We start from the raw sequence: 12,766 nt of genomic DNA, 5'->3' as shown, positions 1-12,766 counted from the left end.
CCGCCGGAAGGCCGTTCTTCGACTGCGGGCCGGATGTGGCCGGTCGCGCAGTTCCCCGCGCCCCTGAATGAGCTGACCCCCTGTTTGGAGTTGTGAACCTTGGACCCCGCATCCCACGGCCTGCGCGAGTCGGCGACCTTCGACCGCGCCACCATCCACGCCATCCAGCGTGCCGCCGACACCGGCATCTACGACATCCGCGGCTGGGGCGCCAAGCGCCGGCTCCCGCACTTCGACGACCTGCTGCTGCTCGGCGCCTCCATGTCCCGCTATCCGCTGGAGGGCTACCGCGAGCGCTGCGACACCGACGTCGTGCTCGGCACCCGGCACGCCACGAAACCGCTGCGGCTCGCCACCCCGGTCACCATCGCCGGCATGAGCTTCGGCGCGCTGTCCGCCCAGGCCAAGGAGGCGCTCGGCCGGGGCGCCAGCGAGGTGGGCACCTCCACCACCACCGGGGACGGCGGGATGACCCCCGAGGAGCGCGGCCACTCCCGGCACCTCGTGTACCAGTACCTGCCGTCCCGCTACGGCATGAACCCCGACGATCTGCGCGCCGCCGACGCCATCGAGGTCGTCCTCGGCCAGGGCGCCAAGCCCGGCGGCGGAGGCATGCTGCTCGGGCAGAAGGTCACCGAACGGGTCGCCGGCATGCGGACGCTGCCCGTCGGCATCGACCAGCGCAGCGCCTGCCGGCATCCCGACTGGACCGGCCCCGACGACCTCGCCATCAAGATCCTCGAACTGCGCGAGATCACCGACTGGGAGAAGCCCGTCTATGTGAAGGTCGGCGCGACCCGGACCTACTACGACGTGAAGCTGGCCGTCCACGCGGGCGCCGACGTCGTCGTGGTCGACGGCATGCAGGGCGGCACGGCGGCCACCCAGGACGTCTTCATCGAGCACGTCGGCATCCCCACCCTCGCGGCGCTGCCCCAGGCGGTGCGGGCGCTCCAGGAGTTGGGCGTCCACCGCGAGGTGCAGCTGATCGTCTCCGGCGGCATCCGCTCCGGGGCCGACCTGGCCAAGGCCCTCGCCCTCGGGGCGGACGCGGTGGCCATCGGCACGGCGGCGCTGATCGCCCTCGGTGACAACCACCCCCGCCATGACGCCGAGTACCGCGAACTGGGCTCCGCCGCGGGCTACTTCGACGACTACCAGGACGGCCGCGACCCCGCGGGCATCTCCACCCAGGACCCCGGCCTGGCCGCCCGGCTCGACCCCGTCGAGGGCGGTCGCCGCCTCGCCAACTTCCTCCGGGTGATGACCATGGAGGCGCAGACCCTGGCGCGCGCCTGCGGCAAGGCCCATCTGCTCCACCTCGAACCCGAGGACCTGGTCGCCCTCACCGTCGAGTCCGCCGCCATGGCCCGCGTCCCGCTCGCCGGCACCGACTGGATCCCCGGAGCGGTCCGGTGATCGCCGTCGTCGGCGCCGGACTCATGGGCGCCGCCACCGCGTGGCAACTCGCCCGGCGCGGCCACGAGGTCACCCTGATCGAGGCGTACGACATCGGCCACCGGCTGGGCAGTTCGCACGGCAGCTCCCGCATCTTCCGGCACGCCTACGCCGACCCCTTCTACGTGGGCCTGGCCGGACGGGCGTACGAGGAGTGGCGTGAGCTGGAGCGGGACAGCTCGACCGCCCTGCTGCGGACGACCGGTGGGCTCGACCTGGGGGAGGGGCGCGACCCGGCGGGGCTGGCCGCCGTCCTCGCGGCGAGCGGAGTGCCGTACGAACTCCTCACCGCCGGCGCCGCCGCCGAACGCTGGCCGCAGATCCGCTTCGACGGCCCGGCGCTGTACCACCCCGGCGCGGGAGTCCTGGACGCCGACGGGACGGTCGCCGCGTGTGTGCGCGGGGCGGCCGGGCGCGGTGCGCACGTCGTGACCGGTACGCGGGTCGAGGGCATCGGGCACCGTGACGACGGGGGAGTGCTGCTGCGCACGGGCGACGGCCGGGAGTTCGCCGCCGAGACGGTGGTGATCGCGGCCGGGGCCTGGCTGCCCGACCTCGGACTCCCCTGCGCGCTGCCCCCGTTGCGCGTGACCCAGCAGCAGGTCTTCCACTTCCGCCAGCGCGACCCCGGCGCGGCCTGGCCGGTCCTGGTCACCAAGGGGGGCGGGATGCAGGTCTTCGGTCTGCCCTCCGGAAGCGACGGCGGTCCGGGGCCCGCGATGAAGGTCGCCGAGCACGACCGCGGCACCCCGACCACGGCCCGCGCCCGCAGCGGGCTCGTCGACCCCGGCTCGCGCACCCGGGTGAGCGGCTTCGTCCGCGACCGCCTGCCGGGCCTCGACCCGCACCCGCACGCCGAGGCCACCTGCCTCTACACCACCACCCCGGACGAGGACTTCGTCCTGGACCGGCACGGCCCGCTGGTGATGGTGTCCCCCTGTTCGGGACACGGCGCGAAGTTCGCCCCGCTGATCGGGGCGATGGCGGCGGACCTGGCCACCGGCCGGGCCGGGCCCCACCCGCGCTTCCGCCTGGCACGCGGCGGCTAGGATGCGCCGGTGACCGAGCACGACGAGCAGCCGGCGGGGCCGGCGGACGCCGACGACAAGGCGCTGGAGCGGATCATCGCGACCAGGACCCGAGAATACCGGCAGGCCACCGGGCTCTCGGTCGGGGAGATGGCCCAGCGCATCGGCATCTCCAAGGCCATGCTGTCGAAGATCGAGAACGCCCAGACGGCATGCAGCCTCACCACCCTGTCCCGTCTCGCCCGCGGCCTCGACGTCCCGGTCACCGCCCTGTTCCGAGGCCTGGACGACGAACGCGAGGCGGTCTTCGTCCCCGCCGGCCACGGGGCCCGCATCGTGCGGCGCGGCACCCGTGTCGGTCACGAGTACGCCCAGCTCGGCTCGCTCAGGGGCGCCCACAAACGGATGGACGCCCTTCTGGTCACCCTGACCGAGCGGAGCGAGGTCTTCCCGCTCTTCCAGCACGCGGGCACCGAGATCCTCTACATGCTGGAGGGCGCCATGGTCTACGGCCACGGCAGCTCCCGCTACACCCTGCGCCCCGGCGACGCCCTCCAGTTCGACGGCGAGGCCCCGCACGGCCCCGAGCACCTCGTCGAACTCCCGATCCGCTTCCTCACCGTGACCGCCTTCGGCGACAGCCCGCACCACTGACAGATCGCCGACCAGCGGCGTCGGCCTGACGGCCCGCCATAAACATAGCGACGACGGTTCTTCTTGTAGGGTCTTGTAGGCCTTACAAGCAGAACCGTCGTTCTTTTTGAGGGAGGGTCGTGATGCCCCGGCTCACCGAGGCGCGCAAGGAACTCCGGCGCGCACAGATCACGGAGGCCGCCGTGCGCTGCTTCGGCCGCAACGGCCTGGAGCGGACCTCGATCGCCGACATCACCGCCGAGTCCGGGCTCTCGGCCGGCTCCATCTACGCCCACTACCGCAACAAGGCCGATCTGATCCAGGCCACCGCCCGCGAGGTGCTCGCCGAGCGCGCCAGGGTCCTCGGCGCGTACGCCGCGAGCGACACCCCGCCCGACCCCGGCGAACTGCTCGCCCGGCTGACCGCCGCGATCGACCCCGCGGCCGCCCGGGTCGGCGTGCAGACCTGGGGCGAGGCCACCACCAACCCCGCCGTCCGCGACATCGTCGTCGACATGACCGACCGGATGCGCGCGATGCTCCACGACTGCGTCACCGCCTGGCTGGTCAAGGTCGAAAACGCCGAGCCCGCCGGGGCCCGGGAGCGCGCCGCCCCGATCGCCCACCGGGTCATGGCCCTCTACCAGGCCGAACTGCTGTACACCGCCCTCCGGACACCGACCGAGGAGACACCGTCATGACCACCCCGAGCGCCGCGTTCGCCGGCCGCACCGTCTTACGCGTCGGCTACGGCGCCCTCCAGCTGGAGCGCCTGCACGACCGCCGCGAGGACGCCGTCGCCCTCCTGCGCCGCGCCGTCGACCTGGGCGTCGACCATGTGGACACGGCGGCGTTCTACGGCTTCGGTTTCGTCAACGGCGTGATCCGCGAGGCGCTGCGCCCCGAGGACGACGTCCTGGTGGTCACCAAGGTCGGCGCCGACCCCGACCCCGACGGCCCCCTGCCGCTGAAGCCGGCCCAGCGCCCCGAGCAGCTCCGCGCCAGTGTCGAGGACAACCTGCGCGGCCTCGGCGTCGACCGGCTCCCGGTCGTCAACCTCCGCCGCCTCGACTCCGGCCCCGGTCTGCGCCCCGAGGGCGACCAGGTGGTCGACCTCGACGACCAGCTCGCGGTCATGACCGCCCTGCGCGACGAGGGCAAGATCGGAGCGATCGGCCTGAGCAGCGTCCCCCCCGACATCCTGCGCCGCGCCCTTCCGGCCGGCATCGTCTGTGTCCAGAACGCCTACAGTGTCGTCTCCCGCGACGACGAGGACCTGTTGCGGCTGTGCGCGGCCGAGGGCATCGCCTGGGTGCCGTACTTCCCGCTCGGCGGCGCCTTCCCCGGCCTGCCCAAGGCGACCGACGAGCCCGCCGTGCACACCGCGGCCGAGGCCCTGGGCGTCACGCCCGCCCAGATCGGACTGGCCTGGCTGCTGCACCACGCCCCGCACGTCCTGCTCATCCCCGGCACCGCCGACGCCGCCCACCTCGAGGCCAACATGGCGGCCGGCCGGATCACCCTCGACGGCGCGACCCTGGCCGCCCTCGATGCCGTCGAGTCCCGTTCCACCGAGGTCCCCATCGGCTGACGCCCGAAGTGTTGCGCCCACCCAAGTCTTCGCACCCGGATGAGAACGGATCAGAACGGACCATGAAAGCGATTGTCTACCGTGACCACGGCGGCCCCGAAGTCCTCCGGCTCGTCGACCGCGACCTGCCCGTGCCCGGCCCCGGCGAGGTACGCGTCCGGGTCGCCGTGTCCGGGGTCAACCCCACCGACTGGAAGGCCCGTTCCCAGCCCCTCCCCCCGGGGTTCGCGGAGGTCACCCCGCACCTCGACGGCGCCGGCACGATCGACGCCGTGGGGGAGGGGGTGGACCGGAGCCGGGTCGGACAGCGGGTCTGGGTGTTCCTGGCCGCCGCGGGACGCCCCACCGGGACCGCCGCCGAGTTCACGGTCGTGCCCGCCGAACTCGCCGTGACGCTGCCCGACCAGGCCGGTTTCGACGTCGGCGCGGCACTCGGCGTCCCCGCGCTCACCGCGCACCGTGCGCTCACCGTCGCCGAGGACGGACCGCGCCGACTGCGGCCCGGGGCGCTCGACGGCAGGGTGGTGCTCGCCGCGGGCGGCGCCGGGGCGGTCGGGCACGCGGTGATCCAGCTCGCCCGATGGGCCGGCGCCACCGTGATCGGCACCGTCAGCGGCCCGGGGAAGGCCGTGCTCGCGACGGCGGCGGGCGCTCATCATGTGGTCGACTACCGCGCGGGCGACCCGGCCGCCGAGATCCGCGCGATCGCCCCGGACGGTGTCGACATCGTCGCCGAGGTGGCTCTCGGCGCGAACCTCGCACTGGACCTGGCGGTGCTGCGGACCCGCGGCACGATCGCGACGTACGCCAACGACGGCGGCCGGCCCGTCGAGCTGGACGTGATGCGGACCATGGCGCTGAACGCGCGCCTCCAGTTCGTGGTCCTCTACACGGCCGGACCGCAGGCCCGTGCGGCGGCCGTCGAGGACGTGACCGCGGCGGTCCGGGACGGCGCCCTGCCGGTGGGCGAGGCCCATGGTCTGCCCCTGGTCCGCTTCCCGCTCGACCGCACCGCCGACGCACACCGGGCCGTGCAGAGCGGCACGGTCGGCAAGGTCCTGGTGGACGTCACGCCCTGACCCGGACATGCCCTAGATCGCCCGGAAGAGGTCGGCGGCGGCGTGGACGTCGGTGAAGTCGTCGACGGAGCGGAGGTTGTCGCACAGGGCTTCGAGCACCGAGTCGGCCTCGGCCGTGCGCGGAGTGCCGACGGCCACGCCGAAGAGCCGGAAGCCGAGCCGTCGTTTGGCCTCGTTCCAGGTCCGCGTCCACTCCTCGGTGACTCCGCAGTCGACGTCGGTGATCATCACGATGTCGCCGCGGGTACGGGCGGTGTCGTCGAACTCCGTCTCCAGCAGGTCGGCGGCCGCCGTCAGCGGTGTCTCATAGCTGGTTCCGCCGCCGAGGAAGGTCTCCGCGAAGTCGAGGACCCGGTCGGTGGCGGCGGGCTCGTCGGCCGGGAAGCGGAAGACCCGGAGCTTGCCGGGCGCGGAGAAGAGGATGCCGGCGAAGTCGCGCCCCGAGTGACGGGCCTGGTCGAGCAGCGCCAGCGCGCACGCCTTGGCCCACGCCTCCCGGGTGACTCCGCCGGGCCCTTCCTCGTACATGGAGTGCGAGGTGTCCACGCACACGATGACGGCGCCCCGCCCGGTGACCTGCTCGCCCTGGCTGTCGTAGAGCATCAGCTCCCCGGCGGCGTACCGCGCGGCGAACACCGCGCGCAGCTCGGGCAGTCCGAGGCCGGCCAGTTCGGAGGGGATGACGCGGGAGAGGTCGTCGCCGAGGGTGACGCCGACGAGTTCCCCGGTGGTGTTCTCCACCTTGCGGGCGCGTTCGCCGTCGGCCATCAGGCGGAAGCGGCCGATCAGTTCGGCCCACCGGGCCAGGCGGCCGGTGCGCAGCCGCTCGGCGAGCCGGGCCCGCTGTCCGAAGGGGATCCGTCGCAGTGCGGCGGGGGCGACGCCCCAGGCCCGCATCAGGGTGGCCTCTCCGCGGACGGCTTCGGCGGCCTGCGCGGTCGCGGCGCGGGCGGCGGCACGGATGCCGGGGGCCGCCGCGGCGAGGGCCTGCGCGGCCCGCCGGTCGGTCGGCTCGGCGGTCGGCCGTAGGTCCACGTCCAGGGCCGTTGCCGTGCCGTCGGCGCTCCGCGAAGCCTGATGTGGCTGCTGGGCCTGTTCCTGTGCGGGTCGGGAGTGCTCCAGCATGCGGCGCAGCGCCGCCGCCTGGGCGAGGACGGCCATGGCGGCGGCGTAGGGGTCGCCGGCCGTCTCCCGGCGCAACTCGGTGAACTGCGGCGCCTCGGTCAGCGCGGTGACGATCTGGTGGTTGACCAGTCGGCCGGGGTCCATCTCGGCGGGCTCGCGCACCCGCGGGGCGGCCTTGTACGCGGCCAGGAACGTGTCGGTCAGGAGGTCGACGGCGTGCTCGTGGCGCGTGTGGAGTTCCTGGGCCAGGTCGCGCAGCGCGGCCGACTGTTCGTACGTGTCGCGCCAGGTCATCCGGTCGAACCGGTCGGCGACCACGGCAGTGGTGTGACGCGTGGGAGCGGTGTTCATGGTCCTGTTTCCGGTGGGGTCAGAGCTGGGCCTGGACCGTGCTCGCGTCCACGCCGAGGGCCTCGGTCAGGACACGGGCGCGGACGGCGCGCTGACGGCCGGTGACGCGGTCGATGGCGGTGGTGGAACGGCCCGCTCTGGCTGCCTCCTGGCGCAGGGTCTCCAGCCGCTTTCCCGCCGTGGCGAGCTTGTTGTGGGCCTTCTTGATGACCCATTCGCTCAGGGCCTCCCGGGACTGGCCCGCCATGGCGTCGAGTTGGGCCTCCAGTTCGTCGATGGTGTCGGCCAGGTCGAGTGCCTCCTTGGCGTCGGGGTTGACCAGGTGCAGCACTTCGCGCTCGACCGTGGGGCGTTGGGCTGGGGTGTCCCACAACACGTGGGTGAGCACGGGCAGATCGGTCTCGCCGACCGCCTCGCGGCCGTCGAGGTAGGCGGACGCCTGGAGCAGGCCGACCGCCTGGCGCCAGCGGCGGTCGGAGGCGATGAGTTCCCTGCGGCGCAGGGCGGCCCGCAGCGTGCACACCGCGTCCACGATGCTGTCGGGGACCTCGACGGCCGGGACGGCCTCGGTCACGGCATGCTGGAGCGCGGCCAGGTCCACGGTGGTGCGGGTCGGTGACACCGGGCGGCTCACGGCGGAGCGGACCAGTGCGGCGAAGTTCGAGGGGTCTTCGAGGTAGCCGACCTCGATCCGCACCAGCAGGCGGTCGTAGAGGGCGGACGCGTCCTGTTCGCCGGGCAGTTCGTTGCTCGCGGTGATCGCGCCGATCAGGGGACAGCGGATGGGCTCGCCGCCGTTCTCGGGGTGGTAGAGCCGCTCGTTGAGGTAGCCCAGGGTCTCGTTCAGCGCCGCGGTGGAGCACTTGAAGATCTCGTCGATGAACGCGACGTGCGCGGTGGTGGCACGGCCCTCGTAGACCTGGCGGTACTCGCCCCGGGCGAGGGCGGCGACGTCGATGGGGCCGAACATCCGTGTCGGGGCGGTGAACTTCGACAGGAGGATCTCCCAGTAGGCCGCCCCCTCGATCCTGCCCGTGAGCTCCCTTGCCAGCTCGGACTTCGCGGTTCCTGGCGGACCGAGCACCAGCGAGTGCCGGCCGGCCAGGAGGGCGACCACCAGCGTCCGTACGACGTCGGCCCGCTCGTAGAAGCGGTCCGCCAGCTCGTCGCCGATCGCCCGCAGCCGCTTGGCGGTGTCCTGTGCTTCCACGCTCAACTCCTTGCTGATTCCGGCCTGTTGGACGGCCGAGAGATTCCTGCCCGACTCGAAGCTATGACGAAGTGGGCGGTGGATGCGGGCGATGGCGCGATTCCGGGGCGATCTCGGGAAGGTCCCCGCCCGCCGCTCAGTACAGGCCGTCGCGCACGCCGTGGTCTCCGGCCGGGTCGTGCCGTACGGACTCGACAAGCCCTGGGACCGTCGAACCGCTCGACCGGCACCACGGGTTCGCCGCCCGGAACGTCGCGGACTTCGCCGCCTTCCGCGCGCGCCTTCGGCGGTTTCCGCATCGAATGACCGGCCCCGGGGGCGACCCGTCAATGCTGCCGCCGGCTCATGTCAGGATGTGTCGATGGGGTGGCTGAGGGAGCACGGGAGACGGTCGGTCGGGCTGGTGGCCGCGGGGAGCGCGGCGTTGGCGCTGACCGCCTGCGGCACGGCCGGCGGCGGCGGGGGCTCGGAGGACCGGGAGACGCGGTACAGGCGGGTGATCGAAGAGCCGCACCCGCGCCCCGCCGAGGTGATCGAGGCGGCCGGCGCGCCCGCGCGCGTGGTGCGCGCCGACGACGGCTCGCTGCTCCTGACGTACGACGCCGGAAACGTCGAGGACGACGAGGGTCCGGCCGCCTTCGCCTGGCGGATCGTGGACCCCGACGGCCGTACCGTCGCCGAGCACGCGGAACACACGGACGCGGAGGACACACCGGCCTCGTTCCAGGCGGCGGGCGACGGCTTCGTACGGGTGCCGCCGGGGGAGGATCCGGCGGGATCGTACGCCCTCGACACGGACGGCGAGCGGCACAGGATCGTCGCCGCCGGGACCTCGTTGCCCACCCGCGCCGACGACATCCTGCTCCAGGACGTGGAGCCGTTCCTCGTCTACCGCCCGGCCACGCGCACCGTGGCGCCCCCGGCCGCGGTGCCGGACGACGCCGTCGGCCTCGCCGTCGACGAGCGGGGCACGGTCTGGAGCCTGGACCAGCCCCTGACCGACACACCGGGACGCGTCGTACGGCAGCGCGAGGGCCGCACCCTCGGCACCACCGCCGTCCCGAAGCCGTACACAGCCGGCGTCCTCGCGGCGGGCGGCGGCACCGCGGCGGTGTCCCTCGTCCGGGGCGAGCGGGTGCGCGGTCTGCTGCTCACCACGGACGACGGCGGGCACTGGCGGACGGTCCTCGACGCCGGCATCCCCTGGAAGGACCTGAAGAACGGCCCCGAATCGCTGGTCCTGGAGTCCCTCACGGACGGGCGGCTGCTCGTCGGCGAGGAAGGCGGCCCCTACTGGCTCGCCGACGACCGCACCAACAGCGCCTTCCGCCAACTGAGCACACCGGAGGCGTTCACCTCGCTCACCGTCGCCGGCACCACCCTCTACGGCATCGTGGACGCGACGACGTCGACGTACGACCTGGTCGAGGGCGAGGGGCTGTGGATCTCCGGCGACAGCGGCCGCACCTGGCGCCGGGACGACGTGTAGTCAAGCGGTAGTTGAAGAAGTTACAGTGTCGGCCTCACTTGATCGACTGCTGTCCTCTGAAGTGGGAGCGCCCCCACCCGGCGGCTCTGGGAAGGGGTTCGGTGAAACAGGAGACCGTGCCCCGGCCGGATGCGACCCTCACCGACGTCCTCGCGGCCCGGGCCCGATCGACGCCTCACCGCCCGGCCTTCCGCTTTCTGGCCGAGGGGACGAGCGACCGGGTCGAGACATGGACCTACGCGGATCTGCGGCGGCAGGCGGACGCCGTGGCGGCGCGGTTACGGGCCGCAGGACACGACGGCGGCCGGGTCGTGCTGGCAGGTCGGCCCGGACTGCCCTTCGTGGCGGGGCTGTTGGGCGTACTCCAGGCCGGTGCGACGGTCGTCCCGGCCTCGCCTCCGACCAACCGGCGGGCTGTGACCCGGCTGCGCTCCATCCTGGCCGACTGTGCGCCGGGCGCGATTCTGGCCGACTCCCGGCACGAGCGCCGATTCGCCGGGGTGACGGTCGGCGGGGACATGCCGCCCCCCGTGATCCCGCTGGACGACTTACCTCCCGCGCAGGGCACGACGGCCTCCGACGACCCGGTGCGGCCGGCCGGCACGGCGCTCATCCAGTACTCGTCCGGCTCGACCGGTGACCCGAAGGGCGTCGAGCTGACGCACGCCAACCTGATGAGCAACTGCCGTTCCCTCGGCGGGCACATCGGCGTGGAGGACGATCGTGTCGGACTGACCTGGTTGCCGCCGTACCACGACATGGGACTCATCGGGACCATCATGCTGGCGCTGCATGGCGGCTGGCCGCTGCTGATGATGACGCCGGAGCACTTCGTCCAGCAGCCGGCCCGCTGGCTCCGGGCGATCACCGAGCACCGGGTGACCATCACCGTCGCGCCGAACTTCGCCTTCCAGCTCTGCGCGGACACCGTGGACGACGAGGACCTGGCCGGCGTGGACCTGTCGTCGCTCCGGCAGGTCTTCTGCGGCTCCGAGCCGATCGCGCTCGACACGCTCGACGCCTTCCGCAAGCGGTTCGCACCCCTGGGCTACCGGGAGCGCACGCTGATCCCCTGCTACGGGCTCGCCGAGGCCACGCTTCTCGTGACGGCCAAGGCGCCCGGGACCGACCTGAGCGTCGAGTGGGTGGACCGCGAGGCGCTGTCGCGCGGCCGGGCGGTCACCCGGGACCCGCGCGCATGCGGGGCCGAGGGGAACGCGGAGGGCGACACGGTGCCCGTTGTCGGGTGCGGAGCCCCGGCGGAAGGCCATGAACTCCTGGTCGTCGATCCCGACTCCGGACAGGTGCCGGCCGACGGCACGGTCGGGGAGATCTGGGTCCACGGGCCCCACGTGGCCGTCGGCTACCACGGCAGACCCGGGCCGACCACGAGGGTGTTCGGCGCGACACCCGCCGACCGCGCGGACCGGCACGGCGACACGGCGAGGACGTATCTGCGGACCGGCGACCTCGGCTATCTGCGCGACGGTGAACTCTTCGTCACCGGCCGGATCAGCGGACTGCTCGTGGTCGCCGGACGCAACCTCTACCCCCAGGACATCGAGCGCACGGTCGACCGCGCCGACCCCTGCGTCCACCGCTCGGTCGTCTTCGCGGTGCGGGGCACGTCCGAGGAACAGGTCGTGGTGGTCGCCGAAGTACGCGACAGCCGCCTGCCCCGGGCCGAACTCGACGCTCTGCACGGCAGGTTGCTGGCGGCGGTGGCCGCCGAGCACGGCGTCCGGCCGGCCGGAGTGCACCTCGTACGGATCGGCACCATTCCCCTGACCACCAGCGGCAAGATCCGCCGGGCGGAGGCACGGGCGGCGTATCCGGAGCGCACCCTGGGCAGCGTCCTCGTACCCACCGACGACGCCTCCGGAGACGGGGAGCCGCACCATGACCACTGAAGCCCCGCCGAAGGACCACCGCGCGTCGGCGCTCGCCTGGGCCACGGTCGGCGGATCCACGGCCGGTTTCGCGGCCGCGGTCCTCTTCACCGTCCACCACGGCTGGTCATGGCTGCACTTCGGCCTGTTCACCGGCATGTACCTCGTCACCTCGCTCGGTGTCGAGGGCGGGCTGCACCGGTTCTTCTCGCACCGCTCGTTCTCCGCCGGCCCGGTGCTGACCTTCCTGTGGGGCATCACCGGCAGCATGGCGGCGCAGGGACCGATCCTGTTCTGGGTGTCGGTGCACCGCAAGCACCACGCCTTCGCCGACCGGGACGGCGACCCGCACTCGCCGCGCCCGCTGGGGGAGGGGCGGCTGGCCGTGCTGCGCGGCCTGTGGCACGGCCATGTCGGATGGCTGTTCACCGTCCGGCGGGAGGGCTGGGCGAAATTCGTCCCCGACCTGCTGCGCAACCGCCATGTCCACACCATTGACCGCTACTACCTCGGCTGGATCGCCCTGGGGCTGGCCCTGCCGGCCGGCGTCGGCTGGGCGGTGACCGGCCGCCCCGTGGACGCGCTCGGCGGCCTTCTGTGGGGCGGATTCGCCCGCATGTTCGTCCTCGACCATGTGACGTGGACGGTCAACTCCCTGGGACACACCTGGGGCCGCCGCCCGTACGCCACCCGGGACTCCAGCCAGAACCTCGCCGTGCTCGCGCCGGTCTCGGTCGGCGGATCCTGGCACAACAACCACCACTCCCAGCCGTCGCTGGCACACAACCGGCACCGGTTCTGGCAGCTCGACCTCACCGGCGGGGTCATCGGCCTGCTGGACCGAGCGGGACTGGTGTCGGACGTCCGCTACCCCGCGCGCACGAGCGCGGCCCGGGAAGACCGGTAGAAGAGG

At 73.2% G+C, this 12,766-nt stretch carries 11 protein-coding genes; 9 read left to right on the top strand and 2 right to left on the bottom strand.

Features of this window, described 5'->3' with window-relative positions; all coding sequences use genetic code 11:
• Positions 1-99: 99 nt before the first annotated feature.
• The 6 genes from ACYQ8Q_RS01725 (at position 100) to ACYQ8Q_RS01700 (ending at position 5,789) form a co-directional block, all read left to right on the top strand.
• Positions 100-1,419 (top strand): FMN-binding glutamate synthase family protein, encoded by a 1,320-nt coding sequence (locus tag ACYQ8Q_RS01725; RefSeq protein WP_460061115.1) that lies wholly within the window; start codon positions 100-102, stop codon positions 1,417-1,419.
• A complete protein-coding gene (locus ACYQ8Q_RS01720) occupies positions 1,416-2,507 on the top strand; it encodes an FAD-dependent oxidoreductase (RefSeq protein WP_460061113.1) in 1,092 nt (363 codons plus the stop codon). Before ACYQ8Q_RS01725 ends, ACYQ8Q_RS01720 begins: the two co-directional genes overlap by 4 nt.
• Positions 2,508-2,516: 9 nt before the next feature.
• Positions 2,517-3,140 (top strand): helix-turn-helix domain-containing protein, encoded by a 624-nt coding sequence (locus tag ACYQ8Q_RS01715; RefSeq protein ID WP_460061111.1) that lies wholly within the window; start codon positions 2,517-2,519, stop codon positions 3,138-3,140.
• Between the two features lie 122 nt (positions 3,141-3,262).
• Positions 3,263-3,820 (top strand): TetR/AcrR family transcriptional regulator, encoded by a 558-nt coding sequence (locus ACYQ8Q_RS01710; RefSeq protein WP_460061109.1) that lies wholly within the window; start codon positions 3,263-3,265, stop codon positions 3,818-3,820.
• Entirely contained in the window at positions 3,817-4,710 is an 894-nt protein-coding gene (locus tag ACYQ8Q_RS01705) for an aldo/keto reductase (protein ID WP_460061107.1), read from the top strand. Before ACYQ8Q_RS01710 ends, ACYQ8Q_RS01705 begins: the two co-directional genes overlap by 4 nt.
• A gap of 62 nt (positions 4,711-4,772) precedes the next feature.
• On the top strand, positions 4,773-5,789 hold the full coding sequence (locus tag ACYQ8Q_RS01700) for an NADPH:quinone reductase (protein ID WP_460061105.1): 1,017 nt from the start codon (positions 4,773-4,775) through the stop codon (positions 5,787-5,789).
• A gap of 12 nt (positions 5,790-5,801) precedes the next feature.
• On the opposite strand, the gene ACYQ8Q_RS01695 is transcribed toward ACYQ8Q_RS01700, so the two are convergent.
• Complete coding sequence (locus tag ACYQ8Q_RS01695; RefSeq protein ID WP_460061103.1) at positions 5,802-7,265, bottom strand: vWA domain-containing protein; 1,464 nt, start codon at positions 7,263-7,265, stop codon at positions 5,802-5,804.
• 19 nt (positions 7,266-7,284) lie between these two features.
• Positions 7,285-8,481: an AAA family ATPase gene (locus ACYQ8Q_RS01690; RefSeq protein WP_460061101.1), complete on the bottom strand. Its 1,197-nt coding sequence runs from the start codon at positions 8,479-8,481 to the stop codon at positions 7,285-7,287.
• A 355-nt stretch (positions 8,482-8,836) separates the two neighbouring features.
• Between ACYQ8Q_RS01690 and ACYQ8Q_RS01685 the strand changes: the two genes are divergently transcribed.
• From ACYQ8Q_RS01685 to ACYQ8Q_RS01675, 3 genes are all read left to right on the top strand, one after another.
• Positions 8,837-9,964, top strand: a complete 1,128-nt coding sequence (locus ACYQ8Q_RS01685) for a hypothetical protein (protein WP_460061097.1) — start codon at positions 8,837-8,839, stop codon at positions 9,962-9,964.
• 101 nt (positions 9,965-10,065) lie between these two features.
• Positions 10,066-11,874 (top strand): fatty acyl-AMP ligase, encoded by a 1,809-nt coding sequence (locus ACYQ8Q_RS01680; protein ID WP_460061095.1) that lies wholly within the window; start codon positions 10,066-10,068, stop codon positions 11,872-11,874.
• Positions 11,864-12,760 carry an acyl-CoA desaturase gene (locus ACYQ8Q_RS01675; protein WP_460061092.1) on the top strand — a complete coding sequence of 299 codons (897 nt, stop codon included), beginning with the start codon at positions 11,864-11,866 and terminating at the stop codon, positions 12,758-12,760. Before ACYQ8Q_RS01680 ends, ACYQ8Q_RS01675 begins: the two co-directional genes overlap by 11 nt.
• Positions 12,761-12,766: the final 6 nt, after the last annotated feature.

The sequence above is a fragment of the Streptomyces sp. YKOK-I1 genome, from assembly GCF_054660435.1.
The sequence above is the reverse complement of the archived record's forward strand: the minus strand, read 5'-3'. Positions and strand labels throughout refer to the sequence as shown.